The organism is Anaerostipes faecis, assembly GCF_910574135.1.
GTDB classification, from domain to species: domain Bacteria; phylum Bacillota; class Clostridia; order Lachnospirales; family Lachnospiraceae; genus Anaerostipes; species Anaerostipes hominis.
Genome location: NZ_CAJSYK010000006.1, coordinates 23,968 through 45,696, shown reverse-complemented (window position 1 = coordinate 45,696; position 21,729 = coordinate 23,968). Strand labels below are relative to the sequence as shown.

At 44.7% G+C, this 21,729-nt stretch carries 25 protein-coding genes; all 25 read left to right on the top strand.

The genetic code is table 11. The features are described 5' to 3' along the window. Positions 1 to 56 precede the first annotated feature (56 nt). Positions 57 to 1,349 carry an MFS transporter gene (locus QGT46_RS05790; protein ID WP_024727793.1) on the top strand — a complete coding sequence of 431 codons (1,293 nt, stop codon included), beginning with the start codon at positions 57 to 59 and terminating at the stop codon, positions 1,347 to 1,349. A gap of 9 nt (positions 1,350 to 1,358) precedes the next feature. Next, on the top strand, positions 1,359 to 2,177 hold the full coding sequence (locus QGT46_RS05785) for a 3-keto-5-aminohexanoate cleavage protein (protein ID WP_024727792.1): 819 nt from the start codon (positions 1,359 to 1,361) through the stop codon (positions 2,175 to 2,177). Positions 2,178 to 2,194: 17 nt separating this feature from the next. Continuing rightward, a complete protein-coding gene (locus QGT46_RS05780) occupies positions 2,195 to 2,869 on the top strand; it encodes a CoA transferase subunit A (protein ID WP_024727791.1) in 675 nt (224 codons plus the stop codon). Further along, positions 2,866 to 3,519, top strand: coding sequence for a 3-oxoacid CoA-transferase subunit B (locus tag QGT46_RS05775; RefSeq protein ID WP_024727790.1), 654 nt, complete (start codon positions 2,866 to 2,868; stop codon positions 3,517 to 3,519). Before QGT46_RS05780 ends, QGT46_RS05775 begins: the two co-directional genes overlap by 4 nt. Positions 3,520 to 3,877: 358 nt before the next feature. Continuing rightward, a complete protein-coding gene (gene spoIIIAA, locus QGT46_RS05770) occupies positions 3,878 to 4,810 on the top strand; it encodes a stage III sporulation protein AA (RefSeq protein WP_148459233.1) in 933 nt (310 codons plus the stop codon). Continuing rightward, positions 4,803 to 5,321, top strand: coding sequence for a stage III sporulation protein AB (locus QGT46_RS05765; protein ID WP_024727788.1), 519 nt, complete (start codon positions 4,803 to 4,805; stop codon positions 5,319 to 5,321). The genes spoIIIAA and QGT46_RS05765 overlap by 8 nt, the downstream gene beginning before the upstream one ends. 10 nt (positions 5,322 to 5,331) lie before the next feature. Next, positions 5,332 to 5,529 carry a stage III sporulation protein AC gene (gene spoIIIAC / locus QGT46_RS05760; protein ID WP_006567206.1) on the top strand — a complete coding sequence of 66 codons (198 nt, stop codon included), beginning with the start codon at positions 5,332 to 5,334 and terminating at the stop codon, positions 5,527 to 5,529. An 11-nt stretch (positions 5,530 to 5,540) separates the two neighbouring features. Beyond that, positions 5,541 to 5,921, top strand: a complete 381-nt coding sequence (locus QGT46_RS05755) for a SpoIIIAC/SpoIIIAD family protein (protein WP_148459231.1) — start codon at positions 5,541 to 5,543, stop codon at positions 5,919 to 5,921. Continuing rightward, positions 5,918 to 7,042: a stage III sporulation protein AE gene (locus QGT46_RS05750; RefSeq protein ID WP_024727786.1), complete on the top strand. Its 1,125-nt coding sequence runs from the start codon at positions 5,918 to 5,920 to the stop codon at positions 7,040 to 7,042. Before QGT46_RS05755 ends, QGT46_RS05750 begins: the two co-directional genes overlap by 4 nt. Positions 7,043 to 7,048: 6 nt before the next feature. Beyond that, entirely contained in the window at positions 7,049 to 7,504 is a 456-nt protein-coding gene (locus tag QGT46_RS05745) for a stage III sporulation protein AF (RefSeq protein ID WP_024727785.1), read from the top strand. A gap of 7 nt (positions 7,505 to 7,511) precedes the next feature. Next, positions 7,512 to 8,054 (top strand): stage III sporulation protein AG, encoded by a 543-nt coding sequence (locus QGT46_RS05740; protein ID WP_148459229.1) that lies wholly within the window; start codon positions 7,512 to 7,514, stop codon positions 8,052 to 8,054. A gap of 3 nt (positions 8,055 to 8,057) precedes the next feature. Beyond that, positions 8,058 to 8,627, top strand: a complete 570-nt coding sequence (locus tag QGT46_RS05735) for a SpoIIIAH-like family protein (protein WP_006567201.1) — start codon at positions 8,058 to 8,060, stop codon at positions 8,625 to 8,627. Positions 8,628 to 8,779: 152 nt separating this feature from the next. Beyond that, positions 8,780 to 9,157 (top strand): Asp23/Gls24 family envelope stress response protein, encoded by a 378-nt coding sequence (locus tag QGT46_RS05730; RefSeq protein ID WP_024727783.1) that lies wholly within the window; start codon positions 8,780 to 8,782, stop codon positions 9,155 to 9,157. 59 nt (positions 9,158 to 9,216) lie between these two features. After that, positions 9,217 to 9,615, top strand: a complete 399-nt coding sequence (nusB, locus tag QGT46_RS05725; RefSeq protein ID WP_235824549.1) for a transcription antitermination factor NusB — start codon at positions 9,217 to 9,219, stop codon at positions 9,613 to 9,615. Next, complete coding sequence (gene xseA, locus QGT46_RS05720) at positions 9,616 to 10,824, top strand: exodeoxyribonuclease VII large subunit (protein ID WP_024727781.1); 1,209 nt, start codon at positions 9,616 to 9,618, stop codon at positions 10,822 to 10,824. 893 nt (positions 10,825 to 11,717) lie between these two features. After that, positions 11,718 to 11,924 carry an exodeoxyribonuclease VII small subunit gene (gene xseB / locus QGT46_RS05715; RefSeq protein ID WP_024727780.1) on the top strand — a complete coding sequence of 69 codons (207 nt, stop codon included), beginning with the start codon at positions 11,718 to 11,720 and terminating at the stop codon, positions 11,922 to 11,924. Then, on the top strand, positions 11,917 to 12,810 hold the full coding sequence (locus tag QGT46_RS05710) for a polyprenyl synthetase family protein (RefSeq protein ID WP_148459226.1): 894 nt from the start codon (positions 11,917 to 11,919) through the stop codon (positions 12,808 to 12,810). The genes xseB and QGT46_RS05710 overlap by 8 nt, the downstream gene beginning before the upstream one ends. Positions 12,811 to 12,853: 43 nt before the next feature. Continuing rightward, entirely contained in the window at positions 12,854 to 14,737 is a 1,884-nt protein-coding gene (gene dxs, locus QGT46_RS05705; RefSeq protein ID WP_024727778.1) for a 1-deoxy-D-xylulose-5-phosphate synthase, read from the top strand. After that, the gene (locus QGT46_RS05700) at positions 14,734 to 15,549 is read left to right on the top strand and encodes a TlyA family RNA methyltransferase (protein WP_024727777.1); all 816 of its coding nucleotides are present in this window, start codon (positions 14,734 to 14,736) and stop codon (positions 15,547 to 15,549) included. The genes dxs and QGT46_RS05700 overlap by 4 nt, the downstream gene beginning before the upstream one ends. 16 nt (positions 15,550 to 15,565) lie before the next feature. Next, positions 15,566 to 16,414, top strand: coding sequence for an NAD(+)/NADH kinase (locus tag QGT46_RS05695; RefSeq protein ID WP_148459224.1), 849 nt, complete (start codon positions 15,566 to 15,568; stop codon positions 16,412 to 16,414). Beyond that, on the top strand, positions 16,411 to 16,875 hold the full coding sequence (gene argR / locus QGT46_RS05690) for an arginine repressor (protein ID WP_024727775.1): 465 nt from the start codon (positions 16,411 to 16,413) through the stop codon (positions 16,873 to 16,875). The genes QGT46_RS05695 and argR overlap by 4 nt, the downstream gene beginning before the upstream one ends. 7 nt (positions 16,876 to 16,882) lie before the next feature. Continuing rightward, a complete protein-coding gene (gene recN, locus QGT46_RS05685) occupies positions 16,883 to 18,565 on the top strand; it encodes a DNA repair protein RecN (protein WP_148459223.1) in 1,683 nt (560 codons plus the stop codon). A gap of 101 nt (positions 18,566 to 18,666) precedes the next feature. Beyond that, positions 18,667 to 19,884 carry a SpoIVB peptidase gene (gene spoIVB / locus QGT46_RS05680; protein WP_024727773.1) on the top strand — a complete coding sequence of 406 codons (1,218 nt, stop codon included), beginning with the start codon at positions 18,667 to 18,669 and terminating at the stop codon, positions 19,882 to 19,884. Positions 19,885 to 19,994: 110 nt separating this feature from the next. Beyond that, positions 19,995 to 20,813 (top strand): sporulation transcription factor Spo0A, encoded by an 819-nt coding sequence (gene spo0A / locus QGT46_RS05675; protein WP_022260673.1) that lies wholly within the window; start codon positions 19,995 to 19,997, stop codon positions 20,811 to 20,813. A 93-nt stretch (positions 20,814 to 20,906) separates the two neighbouring features. After that, positions 20,907 to 21,713: a sporulation transcription factor Spo0A gene (gene spo0A / locus QGT46_RS05670; protein ID WP_024727772.1), complete on the top strand. Its 807-nt coding sequence runs from the start codon at positions 20,907 to 20,909 to the stop codon at positions 21,711 to 21,713. Positions 21,714 to 21,729 lie beyond the last annotated feature (16 nt).

The following is a 21,729-nucleotide window of genomic DNA, read 5'->3' as shown; positions in this document are numbered from 1 at the left end:
GCAATGAGTGAAAGCCGCCAAAGCAGCGGCTTTCATTGGGAAAAGAAAGGGATTTTATGGATAAAAAAAACTCTGTTATAAACTTTGGAGTGGCTGGCTGGGGAACGATTCTTTATTGTCTGTTTATGTTCTTCTTTTATGTAGGTATGATCAATGACGGAACGAACGTACTGGCCCCTGCGGCAGCCCAGAATATAGGAGTGAGCCCGGGAACGGTCATCCAGGCAAATGGATATGCAGGAATGATCGCTGTCATAGGTTTTATTATCGTAGGGCAGATCAATAAAAAGATTGGCGCCCGTGCAACTTCATCAATTTTTACGATCATAGCAGGAATCGCATATATCATCTGCGGAAGTGCCACAACGCTTCCTGTGTATACGGCGGCAATGATTTTATGTGCAACGGGGATGATGTCAGCGGGCTACATAGCAGGCGGTACTCTGGTAGCCAACTGGTTTCCAAAGAAAAAGGGTATCGTGATGGGATACACGACCATGGGACATAACTTTGCATCAGCCTTTTATGTAGCAATTTTAACCGGCCTGGTGGCAGTCTGCGGAGGGATCGCCAAAGGATGCATCCCTATTGGGATTGCAGCAGTTATCTTAGGAGTAATAGGTGCTGTTTTCATCAGGGATACACCTAAGGAACGGGGATTGAATCCAGATAATGTGCCGGATGAGGTTTACAAAAAAGAATATTTCACTTCAAAAGAAGATTCTGAATGGACTACATCAAAACTGCTAAAAACCAAAGAGCTTTGGTTAGCAGCTATTTTTACTGGAATGTTCCAGATTTGTTCAGTAGGCGTTATGCAACAGCTGGTCACCAGAAACATCAGGGATTTTGGGATGAGCCAGGCCAACGCCTTATCCTTGATGACGGTAGTTGCACTATTAGGTGTGTTCGGTTCCTGGCTGATCGGGATCATTGATGACCGGATTGGAACAAAAAAAACAATGCAGGGCTTCGGAGTCTGGTATGCAGCGGCTTTGGTCATCAATGTAATTTCTGATGGGACTACAGGGATTCTTTTCTATATTTCAATCTTTATGATCGGATTTGGAATCGGCGGTAGTGCCAATTTCACAACTTCATTTCCTACATCTATTTTTGGAAGACATGGGTTTGATAAGGTGAATTCCGTCATATTTCCGATACAGGGCTTTGTAACAGCATGGTGCTTCCTGATCAATGGGATTGTAACAAATGTCATTGGCAACCTGAACTATGCGTACCTGATTTTTGCAGGTGCAGCATTGATCGTTTCTATTGCAGTATCATTTGTCAATGAATATAAATTCAACAAGGATCACATAGTACAGGAATCAGTAAAAGAGCTTTAGGAGGATAGGATGAGTAAAACAATGATCACGGTCGCAACCACAGGGGCGTGGCCAACGAAAAAAGATAATCCGAATATTCCCATGACACCAAGGGAAATCGCAGATGATGTTTATGAGTGCTATAAAGCAGGGGCAGCCATCTGCCATCTTCATATGAGAGATGATGAAGGTAAGGGAACAATGGATACTGCCAGGTTTGAAGAAACCGTGGGATATATCCGTGAACAGTGCGATATTTTGATAAACTGCACTACATCCGGTGATTTGAATGCAACAGATGAAACAAGACAGGCACATCTTAAGGTCTGTAAGCCGGATCTGGCTTCGTACGACTGCGGTTCCATGAACTGGATGCACAACAGTCTGTTTCTTAACCATCCCAGGTTTTTAGAGGAATTAGGAATGACGATGCAAGAATGCGGTGTAAAGCCTGAAATCGAGATTTTTGATGCCGGGATGATCTACAATTCCATACATTATTTAAAGAAAGGTGTATTAAAGGCTCCGGCTCACTATCAATTTGTATTGGGAGCAGCAGGGGGCAGCGCCGCAACCGTAGAAAATCTTGTGTATTTGAAAAATCTGATTCCCAAAGGTTGCACATGGGGTGCACTTGGAATTGGAAAACAACATGTCCCGATCATGCTGGCTGCGGTTGCCATGGGAGGACATCTCAGAGTTGGAATGGAAGATAATGTATACTATGGACCGGGGGAATTAGCCAGATCAAATGCCCAGTTAGTGGAGCGTGCTGCGAAAATCATTAAAACAGCTGGGAATCAGGTGGCGACACCGGAGGATGCAAAAAATATATTGAGTTTAAATTAAGTTCAGGGGAGATTGCCATGAAAAAAAGAATCACTGCAGACAAAGCAATGGAATTCATTCATGATGGATCGGTCCTGATGATCGGAGGATTTTTGTCAAATGGAACTCCCGAAAGACTGATGGATGCAATCGTGAAGAAAGGATATAAAAATCTGACGGTCATTTCTAATGATTCCGGGTTGAATGAGAAAACAGGGATCGGGAAACTGATCAGTGCAGGACTTGTGAAAAAAATTATAACATCTCATATTGGAACCAATCCTGAAACGGGAAGACAAATGTCAGAGGGAACGCTGGAAGTCACACTGGTGCCCCAGGGAACGCTGGCAGAGCGGATCCGGGCAGGTGGTAGCGGCTTGGGCGGGGTGCTGACGCCAACCGGAGTCGGGACGGAAGTGGCCGAAGGAAAAGAAACGGTCAATATCCATGGAGAAGAATATTTGTTGGAGCTGCCATTAAAGGCAGATGTAGCTTTGATCAGAGGATCTGTCGTAGATGAAGATGGAAATATCTACTATGATGGAACCACAAAGAATTTCAATCCGCTTATGGCACAGGCAGCAGAGGTTGTGATTGCAGGTGCAGAAAAAATAGTATCTGCAGGAGAGATTAACCCCAATCATGTCATGACACCTAAAATTTTGGTTGATTATATTGTACAGGAACCACAAAAATGCGGAGGTGTAGAATGAATCCAAAAGAAATCATTGCCCGCAGAGCTGCACAGGAATTAAACTATGGTGATGTGGTAAATTTAGGGATCGGGCTGCCAACCATGATTTCTGATTATATTACAGATGATCTGGAGGTTACGCTGCAGAGCGAAAATGGAATTCTGGGCATGGGAGGCGCAGCACCGAAAGGAAGAAAAGATAAAGATGTTATCAATGCAGGGGGACAGAATGTTTCTGTGAAATCAGGTGCTTCCTTCTTTGACAGCAGTACATCCTTCGGGATTATCCGAGGAGGACATGTGGATATAACGATTCTTGGAGCCTTGCAGGTGGATAAAGAAGGAACACTGGCAAGCCATATCGTACCGGGTAAAATGGTTTCCGGTATGGGCGGAGCGATGGATCTGGTGGTAGGAGCAAAAAAAGTAATCATTGCCATGACCCACACGGCAAAAGGGACACCAAAGCTGCTGGATAAAGTGACGCTGCCGCCGACTGCGGTCAAAAAGGTCCGCAGAATTATTACAGAATTAGCTGTCATTGATGTGGAGGAAGACGGATTTAAGCTGGTTGAAATCTCTCCGGAAACAACGATAGAAGAGGTAAAGAAACTGACCGGTGCATATTTGAAAATAGACAGCCATTTGAAAATCATGAAAGTATTATGACGGGTTTGTCAACTATTTTATGAAAGTTTATTGTTTTTTCCGGGAAGGGAGATTCTCCTTCCCGGAATTTTTGTATTACGGTCAAGTATCAAGCTCTAAAAGGCTTAGAACGATATATAGAAATATGGCGAGAAAACGACACAGGTCATCCTCCCCGCGATGACACCGCTTCAACTACTTTCTTTTTTAGCTAAAGGCTATATTTTGCCATAATAAGACCGACCTCCAATCGTTAGATTTTTGGTCTGACTTTTGGGGGTCGGTTCAATTTTTAATCTTGGTGCTTTTTTGCGCTTCTAAATACCTTGTGCGGTACATATATTAGGGTTATACAGCTTTACGAAGAAGGGGGAGTCCTATGGAAAACACAAGTGAGATCTACCACATACTCCCGAAGTCTGTCCGGGGGCTGATGCAGAAAAGCGGTCTCAAGCCGAGAGAACTTCAGGAAATCCGGCTGCGTATCCATCAGCCTGTGATCGTCCGCTATGAAAATAAAGAATATTTTTTGTCCACTGCAGGGAAGCTTACGACCAGCCATCATTTTGTACATGTTCTCACGAGAGAAGAGCTAAAACAGATGATGGAATACATCAGCAATTATTCTCTTTATGCCTATGAAGACCAGTTAAGACAGGGGTTTCTGACCGTGAAAGGGGGACACCGGGTAGGGATCGCAGGAAAAGTGTCTATTGAGGACGGCGAGATCAAGACGATGAAGCACATCACTTTTTTGAATATCCGTGTGGCCCATGAGGTCATTGGCTGTGCGGAGGGGATATTTGAACACTGCACGAAAGATGGACAGCTTCTCCCGGTGCTGATCATTTCGCCTCCGGGGCGAGGGAAAACAACGCTTTTAAGGGATATGATCCGCATGGCTTCCGACGGCGGCGAGACTGTGGGTGTGGTGGATGAGCGCAGTGAGATTGCGGCTTCTTATATGGGAGTACCGCAGAACAAAGTGGGCATCCGCACAGATGTGATGGACGGATGTCCGAAGTCGGAAGGAATGATGATGCTTGTACGCTCTATGGCTCCAAATGTGATAGCAGTAGATGAAATTGGAAAAAAAGAGGACGTGGACGCTATGCTGTACAGTGCTTACTGCGGCTGTACTTTGATGGCGACGATCCACGGCAAAGATATGGAGGAATTGAAAAAAGTGCCGTATGTTGGGGAAATGATCGAAAGAAAAGTTTTTAAACGCTATGTTGTCCTGAGTGAACAGGGGAAGGCGGGAATCGTCAAGGAGATTTTGGACGAGGAGGGGGTGAGGCTTTATGGTTAAACTGCTGGGTGCGGCTATAGTCATTATTTCCGGCGGTATCCTTGGATTTTACCGGGCGTCGAGGGAAAGAAAGAGACTGGAGCAGGGGATTGAATTAAAAAGGCTTTTATATCTTCTGCAGGGCGAGATCCGCTATGGACTGACGCCTCTTCCCGATGCCATCGGCACCATAGCCGGGAAGATGAATGCCGAGTTTTCTGTTTTTCTCTCTGACGTATCAAAAAAACTCTCTTCTTACCAGGAAGAAACATTTTCTCAAGTGTGGAAGAGTTCTGTCGAGAAGGATCTCATACCGTATGTCCTGGAGAAAAAGATGCTGGAGCCATTGATCACCATGGGAGATACGATTGGCTATCTGGACAAGGACATGCAGGTGAAGACCATTGATTTTACGATTGAGCAGATCGAGGAGAGAATGTATCAGATCAAAGACCAGGTGATCAAGAACTGTAAATTATATCAGAGCCTTGGATTGTCCTTTGGACTTCTCGTTGTGATTATTTTATTGTAAGGAGGATCTTATGAGCGTAAACATTATCTTTCGGATTGCGGCTGTGGGAATTCTGGTCACGATCCTGGTGCAAGTACTGAAACACTCGGGCAGGGACGAACAGGCATTTCTGATCACCCTTGCGGGGCTGATCCTTGTACTGTCATGGGTAATCCCTTATATCTATGATCTTTTCGAGAGTGTACAGACACTGTTCACCATATCTTAGGAGGCGGGCCTATGGTTAAGATCGCACTTTTTGGCATCATAGCCAGTATACTTACGTTGAAAATTAAATCCATCAGGCCGGAGTACAGCCTGGTGATCGGCCTTGTATCCAGCCTGTTTCTGGCAATCTATGCATTGGACGAGATGGGGAAGATCATAGACTTACTTGGCGCCATTGAGTCTTATTCAGGAATTCCGGGAACTTACATACAAATTCTTTTAAAGCTGGTCGGGATTTCTTTTCTGTGTGAGTTTGCCTCAAATATATGCAAAGATGCGGGACAGGCAACCATGGCAAAACAGGTGGAGATGGCGGGAAAGCTGTCTATACTGGTTGTCAGCCTGCCGATCCTGGAATCTCTGCTGACGACATTAGAAAGGCTGATGGGATGAGACAACGGATCATTTTGCTGGCATTTATCTTTGTGCTGATCTTCACAGCAAAGGTGTCAGCAAACGAAGAGGAAGATTTGAGCGAATATTCGTTTGAACAGGTGGAGAAGACATTGGAGAAATCAAACATCAGTTTCTCTTATGAGGAACTGGTGAAAAAGCTGATAACTGGAAATATAAAAGGCGCTTTTTCCATGGTCAGGCAAAGTGTCGGGGACCAGCTGTTTTTGATTTTGTCCGAAAATAAGAATTTTATGAAACAGCTGATCGTAGTGGCGATCATCGCAGCAGTGTTTAAAAATTTTTCCGATGCATTCTTTCAGGGAAATACAGGAGATACAGCCTTTTATGTCACTTACATGATTCTGATCGGTCTGATGGCGAATTCTTTTTTCTTTTTAAATTCTATCACGGATCAGGTGATCTCTACGCTCATTGATTTCATGAAAGGACTGATTACGGCTTACTCTATCGCAGTGGTGGCAACCACGGGAGTATCCACATCGGTGGCTCTGTATGAGATGTATCTGTTTGTGATCTATATCATTTCTCTTCTGGTCCAGAGTGTGATCTTTCCGGCGGTAAAAATCCTGTTTGTGTTAAAGATCGTGAATCACATTTCGCTGGAGGAGAAGCTTTCCAGGCTCTGCGATACACTGGAATGGGCAGTGAGAGCCCTGTTAAAGGCACTGCTGGCTGTGGTTCTGGGAATCCAGATGATCCAGGCCATGCTCCTGCCGGCAGTAGATTCCGTAAAAGACGGTATTTTAAAAAAAGGTGTGTCCATGATTCCTGGGGTGGGACAGGGCGTCAGCACGGTGACAACGACTCTGATCGGGTCAGCTGTCGTGATCAAAAACAGCATCGGAGTGGCGGGTATTTTTGTTCTCTGTGTCATTATTCTTGTTCCGCTGATGCAGATCGGCGGAATTCTTCTCTCTTATATTGGGACAGGAATTCTGCTTCAGCCGGTCTCAGACAAACGGATCACAGGGTCTCTGGATGCGGTGATCAAGAGCGGAAAACTGCTGCTCAGGACAGTGTTTACTCTGAGTATTTTGTTTATTCTGTCCATCGCCATCGTAGCCTTTTCCACAAATATTAATTACTATACGGGGTGACGGCATATGCAGTATATTAAAGCGATTGTTTTTTTTCTGATTCTTATGACACTGGTAGGCCAGCTTTGCCAGGGGGATAAATACAAGCCCTACATCCGACTGGTGACCGGTTTTATGCTTCTGGCCCTGATGATGAGACCGATTGCCTATGTTATGAATATAGGACCGGAAGACCTGGCGGTATTTTCCAATGTGAATGCTGACAGCACAGAAGCTTCTTTCAGGAGCCAGGCTCTTGAGACTTATAAAAGCCGCGAAGAGAAGAAAATAAAAAAAATCCTTCAATCCTATAAGATCCAGGCAAAAGAAGTGGAAGTAGATACGGATAATACAAAGGATGATCCGGAGATCGATGAGATTTCCGTGAAGGTTGGAGATGAAGAATCCGAAGCAAAGAAAGTAAAAACAATACTTTTGAACTTCTATAATGTAGATGAGAGTCATATCAATATAAGTGAGTAGGAAATGTATGATGGACAAAAATGAACTGATCCAAAAAATTGAATCTCTGGGCACAAAGAAAATTGTTTTGATCTTTGTTCTTGGTATTGCCTTGATCGTATTTTCTTTTCCTTCATCAGGGAAGAAAACGACCAAAAGCACCAAAGACTCAGAAAGCAATGAGGGCGTGTCATCCACGGATGCCTATGTCAAAAAGCAGGAACAAAGGCTTGTAGCAGCGTTGAAAAATGTGGAAGGCGTGGGAAAAGTAAAAGTGATGATCACTCTGAAATCTTCAAAGGAGTCGGTCGTCAACAAGGATACACCTTATGAAGAGAGCACAAAAAAGGACGAAAAAACGGTGAAGGAAGATGAGGAGACCGTTTTGATTGATAAAAACGGGGAGAAGGTCCCTTACATAGTGAAGGAAGTAGAACCTGAAGTGGAAGGAGTTGTAGTGGTCGCACAAGGCGGAGGAAGCGATATTGTCAACCAGAATATCGTCGATGCGGTGAGTGTGTTGTTTCACATTTCATCTTATAAAATAAAGGTGTTAAAAATGGAGGACTAGGAAATGAAGAAAATCGTGAAAAAAAATCAGTTAATCATCACAACTCTGGCTGTTATTATAGCGGTCGCGGGCTATGTAAATTATACGGGTCAGTACATTACTACAACAAAGGACAAAGCAAAGACTGTAAGCAACACGGCAAAAAATGCCTCCCAGAGTCAGGCAAAAGATGACATCACGGATGTGGGGGAAGCAGTGCTCACTAACGCCCAGGTGGGAAATTACGTGGCAAAGGCGAAGCTTGAGAGAGAACAGACCCACAGCAAGGCAAAGGACACTTTGGAAGAAATCATCAAAGACAAGACAGTCAAGGACAGTGTCAAACAGGATGCGGTGGATAAGCTTGCTACCCTGGCAGAACAGATGGAGATGGAGACGGCTACCGAAAACCTTCTGGGCGCCAAGGGATTTTTAAATTCCATCGTGACCATTCAAAACGGAAACGTGGATGTCCTGGTGAACCTGAAAGATGTCTCCAAAGTGGAGAGAAGCCAGATTGAAGATATCGTTACGAGAAAGACGGGATGCAAGCTGGAAAATGTCGTGATCACATCGATAAAAACAGAAGATTAAAGGCTTTGTGTGTAAATTCCGGGGACAGGGATTTGCACACTTTCTTTTTTCTTGCATAACATCGATAAGTTTTGGTATAATTAACATACTGTATATGAAGAATTATAAAACAGAAGAAAAAGTTTTTAGAAGCAATCAGCAGGAGGCTTTTTATGGAGAATAAAAGTAGTGGTTACAAGATTCAGGAAAAAGGGCTGCTCGGAGAAGTGAAGATCGCGGACGAAGTGATCGCGATCATCGCGGGTCTTGCGGCGACAGAAGTCAAAGGCGTGGCAGGCATGTGCGGCAATATCACCAACGAGCTTGTGAGCAAGCTGGGCATGAAGAAGCTTTCCAAAGGTGTCCGCGTCAACGTGGAGGGAAGCCATGTCAGTGTCGATCTGGCCATCGAACTGGATTATGGGGTCAGCATTGCACAGATTTCAAAGAAAGTGCAGGAGAAGGTCAAGACAGCCATAGAAAATATGACAGGCCTGACCATCGACGAAGTCAACGTAAGAATTGCCGGCGTAGCGCTGGAAGAAGAATAATCAAAAGATGCGGAGCTGTGAAAAGCAGTTCCGTTCTTACTGTGTAGAGAAAGGACCGTATGATGACAAGGAGTAAATTAAGAGAGCAGATGTTCCGTCTGTGCTTTTCCATCGATTTTCACACAAGCGAGGAGTTTGAAGCGCAGGCGGACCTGTATTTCGCAAATAATGATTTTTTCAGGAACAAAGAGAAAGACTACATAAAGACAAGGACTCTCGATATGCTTTCCCGTCTTGAAGAAATCGACCAAAGGATCAATGAAAACAGCAAAGGCTGGGATATCAGGAGACTTGGAAAAGCCGAGCTTACGATTTTGAGAATTGCAGTTTATGAAATAATGTTTGATGAGGATATTCCGGATAAAGTGGCGATCAACGAGGCAGTGGAACTTTCCAAGACCTACTGCAACGAAAAGGCCGCCTCATTTATCAATGGGGTTCTTGGAAAGATTGGTTAGATGAATAAAGTATTTTCAGTAGCGCAGATCAATGCGTATATCAAAAGAATCTTTCAGAGCGATTATGCCCTGAACCGGATTTATATCAAGGGAGAAGTCTCAAACTGCAAATACCATTCTTCCGGGCACATCTACTTTTCACTGAAGGATGATAAAAGTCAGATTTCCTGTGTGATGTTTGCCAACCAGAGGATAAACGGGCTGGATTTTGAGATGGAAAACGGTCAGACGGTCATTGTTTCGGGAAGCATCAGTGTGTTTGAGAGAAACGGCACATATCAGCTTTATGCCAACGAGATTTCTCTGGACGGGATCGGACGGCTCTATGTGGAGTTTGAGAAGCTGAAAGATAAGCTTTACAAGGAAGGCTTATTTGATCACGAAAAGAAAAAGCCCATTCCCCAAAATCCTAAAACCATCGGCATCGTGACGGCGAAGACAGGAGCCGCCATCCACGATATCATGAGTGTTGCAAAGCGGAGGAATCCATATATACAACTCGTGCTGTATCCGGCACAGGTCCAGGGCGACGGAGCAGCAGATACGATCGTGAGAGGAATTCAGACTCTGGACCGTTATGGGGTTGATACGATCATCATCGGCCGCGGAGGCGGATCGATCGAGGATCTTTGGGCATTCAACGAAGAGATGGTCGCCAGGGCCATTTATGCGGCCAAAACGCCAATTATTTCCGGGACAGGCCATGAAGTGGATACCACCATCGCAGATTATGCTGCAGATCTAAGGGCAGCCACACCCACGGCGGCGTGTGAACTTGCAGTTCCGGATTTAAGGGAGACGCTGGATGCGATTGACGCAAGGAAAAGAAGTCTTTCTGTACAGATCCGCCATATTCTGAGAAATTATGAACTCCGTCTGGAACAGTACAGCGGAAAACTGCGCAGTTTTGATCCGAAGCTTCAATTGCAGGAGCAGAGGATGACGCTTGCAGAATTAGAAGACCGCCTGACAAAGAGGATGGATTTTTTGCGGAACCGTTATCAGCATCGCCTTGAACTATATGCACAGCGGCTTCACGGCCTTTCCCCTACGGCAAAACTGATCGGCGGATATGGATATTTGTCAGATCAATCCGGGCGTCCGGTTGTATCGGCGACTCAGATATCCAAAGGTGATGAAGTACAGATTACCATCTCCGACGGATCTATAAAAACAAAAGTAACACAAGTTATACCGAGAGAAAAATAAAGAACAAAAGTGTGCTTTACACACCTCGTGAACCAATTTTTTCTATGCACAGCTTTTGTTCCGCGCGCGAAGCTGTGCATCCTGCCCGTAGGGCTTGCCCACTTTGTCTTTCACAAATGCTTAGTTTTCCCAACCTCAAGAACTCAAAAAACGTCAAAGAACCGCTTAAAATGGGAGTCAGAAGGAGATTTTAAAGGTGATTTAGCAATTTATACAATCGGTTGGGAAAAAATCAAAGAAACGTTGATTTCATCAGGAAAACTGACTATAATAAAAACAAGAAACGGCATAAAAACGTTGGATAAACAGTAACAAGAGTTGTATTGAAATGGATGAAGCATTTACAAAGCTGAAATCCGTTTTCAGGATAAACAGTAACAAGAGTTGTATTGAAATTCTTGTTTTCCTCCTTTTGTTTTCGTTTCCTTTACGATAAACAGTAACAAGAGTTGTATTGAAATATAGAACTCTTCTTTTCCATAAAGTGTTGTAATGGATAAACAGTAACAAGAGTTGTAAAGTTTTTCTGTCTTACAGAATGTATTATGAAACAGGAAAGCAGTAAATTTTTATTAAAATATATAAGATGAGAAGACGGGGAGATTTATCCTGTCTTTTCTTTTGTTCCCTGATCAACAGGACAGATTCCGAATGATTCCCATTCAGTACGTAGAATACCTCACTCCAGTCATGAAGATGTCGGACGTAATATCTACTGGATAAGGAATGCTTCAAACAGGAGGCGCCATTGTGCAATAGTTTTTCTTCACTATCGGAAGAAAGCATTTCAAAAGCTGACTGAAGATAGTGAAGAAAAACTCATGGGTTTCAATTCAAATCAAATATGATATAATTAAGAAGATATTTTTGGAAAGGAAATCAGGTTGTAACTTATGGAAAAAAAGAAGTTTAATATTGATGAAGGATTCAGCCAGTTAGACGATATATTAAAGAATTTAGAGCAGGAGGACGTAAAGCTTGCCGACGCGGTAGAACTTTATACAAAAGGGGTTTCGACTTTAAAAGAATGTAAGGATTCTCTGGACCAGGTGGAAAAAGAGCTGATTATTTTAGAACAAAACGGAGAGAACAATGAATGAGTTTGATCAGGAGCTTAAAAAGCGTATAAGTCATATTGAAGGAATACTGGATTATTATCTTCCGAAACCGGAAGGCTTTCAGAAAACAGTGCTCAAGGCGATGAACACAACGGTGAAAGCCGGAGGGAAACGGCTGAGACCAATGCTGATGGAAGAAACCTACAAGATGTTCGGGGGAAAGGGAAAAGTTATTGAACCCTTTATGGCTGCGATTGAGATGATCCATACCTATTCCCTGATCCATGACGATCTTCCTGCTCTGGATAACGACGACTACAGAAGGGGACAGAAAACCTGTCATATCGTCTACGGAGAGGATATGGCGATCCTTGCGGGAGATGCCCTGCTCAACTATGCATTTGAGACTGTTTCGGCTGCGTTTGTTTTAGAGGATGCAGACCTTCCAAAAGTGGCAGAGGCCATCCGGATTCTTGCCCGGAAACCGGGTATCTACGGCATGATCGGAGGACAGGTGGCAGACGTGGAACTGGAGGGCACTGCGCTTACGATGGAGCAGATCATGTTTATTCACCACAACAAAACGTCTGCCTTGATTGAAGCGTGCATGATGATCGGGGCGGTGCTTGCCGGTGCATCACAGGAAGATGTAAAAGCCATGGAACAATGCGGACGGAAGATCGGTCTTGCCTTTCAGATCCAGGATGACATCCTTGATATCACAGGACAGCAGGAAGTCATCGGCAAACCGGTGGGAAGCGATGAGAAAAATCAGAAGACCACATATGTCTCGATCAAAGGATTGGAACAGGCCGGGAAGGATGTAGAGAGGATCTCGCTGGAGGCAGTGGAGATTCTGAGAACCTATGATACATCTGACGGTTATCTCACAGGTCTGGCAGAATACTTGATTCACAGAACCTACTAGATTTCAAGAAGTATGTATAAAAAGGACTGCCAAAGGAGTAGACATGTTAGAACAGATCAATCATCCCAATGATATTAAAAAAATAGACAGAAAAGATTACCGGATTTTAGCCAAAGAGATCCGGAAATTCCTGCTGATGAATGTCAGCAGAACAGGAGGCCATCTGGCTTCTAATCTGGGGGCAGTGGAGCTTACAATGGCACTTCACACGGTTCTGGATTTTCCGAAAGATCAGCTGGTATTTGATGTAGGGCATCAGTCGTATATCCACAAGATCCTGACGGGCAGAAAAGACGGCTTTGCTTCGCTGAGGCAGTTCCACGGCATGAGCGGCTTTCCAAAACCCACAGAAAGTGACTGCGATGCGTTCCACAGCGGACACAGTTCAACCTCCATCGGCGTTGCCCTGGGACTGGCGCAGGCCAGGGATTTAAAAGGCACAGATGAAACAATCGTGGCAGTGCTTGGCGACGGAGCACTTTCGGGAGGCATGGCCTATGAAGCGCTGAACAACATGGCAAGGCTTCGGGAAGAAAAGAGAAAATTAATCGTCATCCTTAATGACAACAAGATGTCTATCTCCGAAAATGTAGGCGGTATGTCCGGCTACCTGAATAAAGTGCGGTCCAAAAAAGAATATGTAGATTTTAAGGGAAACGTAGAAAAATCATTGATGCAGATCCCGGTAGTCGGAGAGCCGATTGCCAAAGGTCTGAAACGTTCCAAAGACTCCATTAAGCAGCTGTTCGTTCCGGGGATGATGTTTGAGGATATGGGGATCACTTATATCGGCCCTATCGACGGACATAATACACCTCTCCTGATCGATACCTTTGAGAGGGCAAAACAGCTGGATGAGCCGATTATTATTCATGTTGTCACAAAGAAGGGAAAGGGTTACCGCTTTGCGGAAAAGGAACCGGCCAGATTTCACGGAGTCGGGCCTTTCTCTGTGCGTACCGGAAAGAATCTGTCCGCACAGTCTTCCGGAGGGCCTTCCTACACGGATATTTTTGCAGATACTGTGACGGAACTTGCAAAAAAGGATGAAACGATCACGGCTGTCACGGCTGCGATGCCGGAGGGAACCGGGCTTGAACGATTCAAGGAACAGTTTCCGGAACGGTTCTTTGACGTGGGTATCGCAGAACAGCATGCCATTGCGTTCTGTGCGGGAATGGCAGCCAGAGGTCTGAAACCGGCAGCAGCTGTTTATTCCACATTTCTTCAGAGAGCTTATGACCAGATTCTTCATGATGCGGCGATCGGAAGACTGACGATGCTGATCGGAGTAGACCGTTCCGGGCTCGTAGGAGCCGACGGAGAGACACATCAGGGTATTTTTGATGTCTCCTATCTGTCGTCGATCCCGAATGTCACCGTTATGGCACCGGTCAACGGCAGAGAGTTAAAAGAAATGGTGACCTATGCCCTTACAAAGGGAGAAGGTCCCATGGCGGTAAAATACGCGAGAGGAACTGCTTCCACACTGTTTGAAGAGGAATTTACGCCGATCATGAGGGGAAAGGGAAGTATTCTCAGACAAGGCAGTGAGATCGCGCTACTCCCGCTGGGCAATCTGATGGAAGAAGGAGCAATTGTCTATGAAAAACTCGTAAAAGAAGGATATAAGCCGACACTCGTGAATCCAAGGTTTGTGAAGCCTCTGGATGAAGAACTGATCTGTTCTCTCATAAAGGAACACCGCCTGATCGTTACAATGGAAGAGGGCGTGTTAAACGGCGGATTCGGACAGCAGGTAACACAGATTCTGGCAAATCATGATTACAAGGGCAGGGTCCGGAATATCGGAATTGACGACCGATTTGTGGAGCATGGTTCTGTAACTCAGCTCAGGAAAATGCTTGGCATCGACAGTGATACGATGACAGAAAAAATCAAAGGTTGGATTGGAGATAAAGCATGAAAGAACGATTAGATGTCCTGCTGGTGAAAAAGGGGCTGGCGGCATCCAGGGAAAAAGCAAAGGCGATCATCATGTCGGGTGTAGTTTTTGTAGACGGACAGAGGGAAGACAAGGCCGGCACTATGGTCAAAGAAGAACTTCCCATCGAAATAAAAGGAAAGACCTTAAAGTATGTCAGCCGAGGAGGACTGAAGCTCGAAAAGGCAATGAAACAGTTCGATATTCAGCTTACGGACAGGGTATGCATGGATGTTGGAGCGTCTACTGGAGGTTTTACTCACTGCATGCTCTTAAACGGTGCCAAAAAGGTATATTCCGTAGACGTGGGGCATGGACAGCTGGACTGGGGCCTGAGAAATGACGAGAGGGTCGTGTGCATGGAGAGAACAAACATGCGCTATGTGACACCGGAAGACATAGAGGAGCCAGCGGGTTTTGTCTCCATCGATGTGTCTTTTATCTCCCTGACCAAAATTCTTCCCGCCGTCTATGGAATTTTGGAAAACGGAGGGGAAGTAACCGCTCTGATCAAACCGCAGTTTGAAGCAGGCAGAGAAAAAGTCGGGAAAAAAGGCGTTGTGAGAGATCCGGCCGTCCACGAGGAAGTCATAGAAAAAATCACGGATTTTGCCAGCAGCAATGGATTTGAACTGTTACATCTTGATTACTCTCCGATCAAAGGTCCGGAGGGAAACATCGAATATCTTCTTCATATGAAGAAGACCGAAGAAAAGCAGCACGAGAACAACCTGAGAGACGAGATACCGAAAGTGGTAGCGGCATCTCACGGTGATCTGGAGAGGGCAAAATAGCAGAAGAAGGAAGACGATGAAGAATTTTTTGATTATGACCAATGAAGTGAAAGACCCGGGATTTTCCATATCCAACAAGATAAGGGAGTACATTGAGTCAAAAGGCGGAGCCGCTTTTTTGAGAAAAGATTTTACGGAAGATACCCAGTCCTATTCCAATATTCCCGGGGAAGTGGAATGTGTCATTGTACTCGGCGGAGACGGGACGATGCTGCATGCATCCCGCCTCATAGCACCTCATGACCTCCCGGTGGTGGGAGTGAATCTGGGCACCCTGGGATTTTTAACGGAGATTGAAATGTCTCATCTGTCGGAGGGGATCGATGATCTGCTCAATGACCATTTTCATATCGAGGAGAGGATGATGCTGGAGGGATGTATTTACCACCGGGACATCTCATGCTATCGGCTGTCTGCCCTCAACGACATCGTCATTACGAGAAGCGGTTTTTCACGGATCATTTCATTTAAGATCATTGTCAACGGAGAATTATTAGATGTGTATGCGGCAGACGGAGTCATCATCTCAACCCCTACCGGGTCCACGGGATATAATCTCTCGGCAGGAGGCCCGATTGTCAATCCGGAGGCAAATGTCATTCTGATCACACCGGTCTGTCCCCATTCTCTCCAGGCAAAGAGCATTGTCCTCGGCGAGTGGGATACCATTGAGATCCATATCCAGAAGGTCAGAAAAACTCAGCTTGAGGAAGCGCTTGTAACTTTCGACGGCCAGGTGGCGGAGCGCCTGAATCCGGGAGATATCATAAAGATTCATAAGTCCCGGAAAGTTGCTAAGGTTGTCAAGGTGCAGGAAAATAGTTTTTATCATACGCTTCGGGTGAAAGTTGGTGGGAAAGCATGAAAAAAAAGAGACAGCAGGCGATCATCGAACTGATCGCAAAGCAGCCGGTCGAGACACAGGAAGAACTGACCAGCCTGCTGAATGGCCAGGGATTCAGTACGACCCAGGCGACGGTTTCCAGGGATATCAGGGAACTGGAGCTTACGAAGATTCCTCTGCCGGACGGAAGGCAGGCATACGGGCTTTTGAGTGCCAGGGAAAAAGAAGTGGCAAAGTCCTATCAGAGAATTTTAAATGACGCTATTGTTTCCATGGAGACATCCGGCAATCTGCTGGTCATCAAGACGGCTTCAGGCATGGCAATGGCCTGTGCCGCAGCGCTGGATGATCTGGATCTTCCCGGACTCATGGGGTCCATCGCCGGAGACGACACGATTTTTTGTGCCGTAAGAGAGCAGGAAAAGGGCGATGACGTCATCAGGGAGATCCGTCTGATGATGGAGAGCACAAGTGATAAGTAGGTGAATTATGTTACAGAGTCTGCATGTAAAAAATTTAGCTTTGATTGATGAGATCGAGATCCATTTTGACGAGCACTTAAACATACTGACCGGTGAGACGGGGGCGGGGAAGTCGATCATTATCGGCTCTATTGAAAGTGCCCTGGGGAAAAAGGTTTCGAGGGATATGATCAGGCCGGGGAGCAATGAGGCACTGATTGAACTTTTATTTTACACGGAAGATGAAGAAATTTTAAACGATTTGAAACAAAGGGACCTTCCCGCAGAGGACGGCATGATCCTGGTCAGGAGGGTGATATCGGAGAAGCGGAATGTAAACCGCATCAATGACTGTACGGTGACGTTAAAGACCCTTCAGGAGGTTTCAGATAGGCTCATGAACCTTCATGGGCAGCAGGAACACCAGTCCCTTTTAAATGAAAAAAATCACAAATCAATTTTAGACCATTTTTTAAGCCAAAATGGGAAACAATATAGGAAAGACACAAAGAGAACATTTGAGGCACTGCAGAAACTTCTGAACCGAAGAGGAGATTTTGAAACAGATGAAGCCCAGAGACTCCGGGAGATAAGCTTTTTAAAACACGAGATCCAGGAAATAGAGGAAGCACATCTCGTAAAAAATGAAGATGAACTTCTGGAAGACGCTTATCAAAAAATGATCCACAGCCAGGAGATTATGGAGGGCGTAAAAAAGGCTTATGAATGTACCGGAAACGAAGCCGAGGTTTCCGTAGGAACTCTGCTTTCAAGTGCCTTAAAAGAGCTTCAGGGGATCGTGAACCTGGATTCCGGGCTGACAGATTCCTACGAGCAGCTTCTTCAGGCAGAAGATATTATTAATGGGTTTAACCAGCAGGTCTCAGAATATATATCGTCGATGGAATATGACCCTCAGGAGTTCTCGAAGACAGAAGACAGATTAAACCTCATTAACGGACTGAAAGACAAGTATGGAAGGACCATTCAGGATGTCATAAACTACCGGCAGCATGCTGAGGAGAAACTTATAACTTATGAACACTATGAGGAAGAAAAAGAATGTCTCATGGAGAACATAGCCAAAGCCGAAAAGGCATTTTATCAGGCGGCCCAAAAGCTTTCAAAAGAGCGGAAAAAAGCCGCAAAAATATTGGAACAGCAGATTTTTAAGGCGCTCTCGGAGCTTAATTTTCTCTCTGTCCGCTTTCAGATTCAGGTATCGGGGGCCGAAGGAGTTCATGCCGATGGGATCGATAAGGTATCCTTCATGATTTCCACAAATCCGGGACTTCCGGTGAGGCCTATCGCGGATGTGGCATCCGGCGGAGAACTTTCCAGGATCATGCTTGCCGTGAAATCTGTCCTCGCGGATGTGGACCGTGTAGGAACGTTGATTTTTGACGAAATCGACACGGGAATCAGCGGTGAGACAGCCAACAAGGTTGCCAGGAAAATGGCTGTCATCGCAAAAGACCATCAGGTACTGGCGATCACTCATCTTCCCCAGATTGCGGCCATGGCAGATTCACACTACTATATTGAAAAACGTGCAGATAAAAAGAAGACGACAACGACCATACAAAAGCTCACAGAGGCGGATTCTCTCAGGGAATTAAGCCGTATGATCAACGGCGACGACATTACGGAGGCCGTCTTAAAAAATTCAGAAGAAATGAAAAGTTTAGCAAATGACGCAAAATTATACTGAGTGCTTTTCTTAGGTTTCAGACATAATAAAAAGGATGTATCGCATAAAAGCGTACGTCCTTTTTTAAATCATTTATGATTTAATCTGTTTAGGAGGAAACCATGAGAAAATACTACTACCGCAAACTTCTCATTGCTCTGTTTGTCATAAACATCGTAGGAATCTGTGCCGTATATTTCAAATACTGCAGAAATGTACTGCCCAATTCTATTGAGCTGACCATGGGAGAAAAAGCCTGTTTAAAGTATGACGTGCCGGCCGTCGGGACTGTCAAGGATCAGAAGATCAAACTGAACCGGCCGTTCGTGCTAACCAAAGATTCGGTGGGGCAGGATGAGATCAAAGCAAAGCTGTTCGGCGCCATACCTTTAAAGGACATTAAGGTGAATGTCGTCAAACAAAAAACACTGGTGCCCAGCGGAAAGATTGTCGGCATCTATGTAGAGACCAATGGGATCCTTGTGCTGGAAACAGATATGATCACCGGAGTGGACGGAGGAAACCATTCCCCAAGCTCCAATAAACTATATCAGGGTGACTATATTCTGTCAGTGAATGGTTCAAAGGTTGAAACGAAGGTTGATTTTATGAAAAAGATCAACGAATGCAACGGAAAGGAAGTCACCCTGGAAGTGATCCGGAACCATAAAAAAACAAAGATTAAAGTCAAGCCTGTTCAGTCTGTCACAGACAGCCAGTACAAGATCGGCGCCTGGGTCAGGGATAATACACAGGGCATTGGAACTATGACTTATGTGGCCGGAAACGAATTCGGAGGATTAGGACACGGTATCTGTGATATGGATACCGGAAAGCTGATGGACATCAAGGGCGGATACCTGCTGTCTCCGCAGATTGACACAATTCAGAAGGGGAAATCTGGATCTCCTGGAGAAATAGTCGGAAGCATTTTTTACAAGGAGGCAAATCTTCTGGGAACCATCCGCAAGAATACCAAATACGGTATTTACGGTACGACTCAGTCGGATAAGAAAGACAAGGCTTACCGAATCGGCTATAAACAATCAGTGAAGAAAGGTAAAGCGCAGATCATAAGCTGCATCAGCGGCAGGAGAGAGACCTATGACATTGAGATCAAAAGTGTGGATCAATCCAACCATGATGTGTTGAAAGGGATGGAGATTGAGATTACAGATCCAAAACTGTTAAGGCTGACGAATGGTATCGTTCAGGGAATGAGCGGGACTCCTATCATTCAGAATAACCACATTATAGGTGCGGTAACCCATGTGTTTGTGGATGATTCGACAAAAGGGTACGCAACCTTCATTGAAAACATGCTGAATTCCTCTAAATAAGATGATTTTGCTGTTATTTACAAAAAACTTGCGAAGGATAAGGGGTGTTTGTAAAGTTTGCAAAAATATATAATTATATTGTAAATAAAAACAGAATCGGAGGACTTAACATGAGCAAAATTAATGTGGCAATCGCGGATGATAATCAGAAAATGGTCAGTATGATGACTCAGCTTTTAAACTTAGATCAGGAGATTGAGGTCATCGGAAGTGCCGGCAACGGGGAAGCTGCCGTGGAGATTATCAAAGAGAAAAAGCCGGACGTTGTTCTTTTGGATATTATCATGCCGAAGCTTGATGGAATCGGGGTGTTGGAAAAGCTTCGCGATGAGAGACTGGAAAAACAGCCGACGGTGATTATGGTGACTGCCATGGGTCAGGAAAGTGTTGCCGAAGAAGCGATGGAGTTGGGTGCATCTTACTTTATCCTCAAACCATTTGATTCGGAAATGGTAATCCGAAAAATAAAACAAGCAAAATTAGACAAAAAAGTACAGAAGCCTTTTGTCGCATTAAAGGAGCAGGAAGGTCTGAATAAGAACCAGCTGGAGATCATTATCACAAACATTATCCATGAAATAGGTGTGCCGGCTCACATTAAGGGCTATCAATATTTGAGAGATTCAATCATGCTGGCCATCTACGACATGGATATTCTGAACTCCATAACGAAACAACTATATCCAACAATTGCCAAACAGTTTGGTACTACATCTAGTAGAGTGGAACGGGCGATCCGCCATGCCATCGAGGTAGCCTGGGGACGCGGAAAAATGGATACGATCGATGCTCTGTTCGGATATACAGTCCATGCAGGGAAAGGCAAACCGACAAATTCAGAATTTATTGCACTGATTGCAGATAAAATCAGACTTGAATACGGAGATCGAATCGTGTCGCAAAAAATGTCTGAAAATGATGGAAGATAGTAAATATTGTTTGATTATGCGATTGACAAAGGGGAATATGCTTGATATATTTCTCTCTTAGAATGGTTAGATTTGGATGGAGAGGTATACATAATGTATGATAAACGAAAAATTTTGATCGCCGTCAGCAGTCAAAATGAGGCTAAGGAACTTTGCAGAGAAATGGAAAATGAAATGCAGGTAGTGGGAGTGGCTTATGACGGTGCTTCCGCAGTAAAGCTGATTAAGGAAAATGAGCCCGATGTGGTAGTGATCGATATTGTCCTTCCGGTTTTAGACGGACTGGGTGTGATTGAACAGTGTAACGGGACGATGGACGACGACAAGATACCTTCTTTTATTGCAATTACCTCCATCGGCAATCAGAGACTGATCGAGTGTATCAGCCTTATGGGTGTCGACTACTGTATGATGAAGCCGTTTCATACGAATGTCTTAATGGACAGGATCAATCAGATGATGAGAATGAAAAGAGTAAATAATAACTACCAAAAGACATTTGAGGTGAAAAGCGAGCCGGTCAAAAAAACGTTTACAGAATATGATATCCAGAAAGATGTGACAAAGATCATCAGAGATCTGGGGATTCCTGCTCATATCAAAGGATACCAGTACATTAGGGAAGGCATCATCATGGCGATCCATGACGTCAACATGATGAACTACATAACAAAGCTGCTATACCCAACGATTGCACAGAAATATAAAACTACTTCCAGCAGTGTGGAAAGAGCTATCCGCCACGCCATTGAAGTGGCATGGAGCAGAGGAAAGATCGAGCTGCTGGAAGAGATGTTCGGATATACGATCAGTGCCGGCAAAGGGAAGCCGACAAATTCTGAATTCATTGCGCTGATCGCAGATAAACTCAGGCTGGAATATCACATGAACGCCTCTTAAATCAAGAGGATAACCG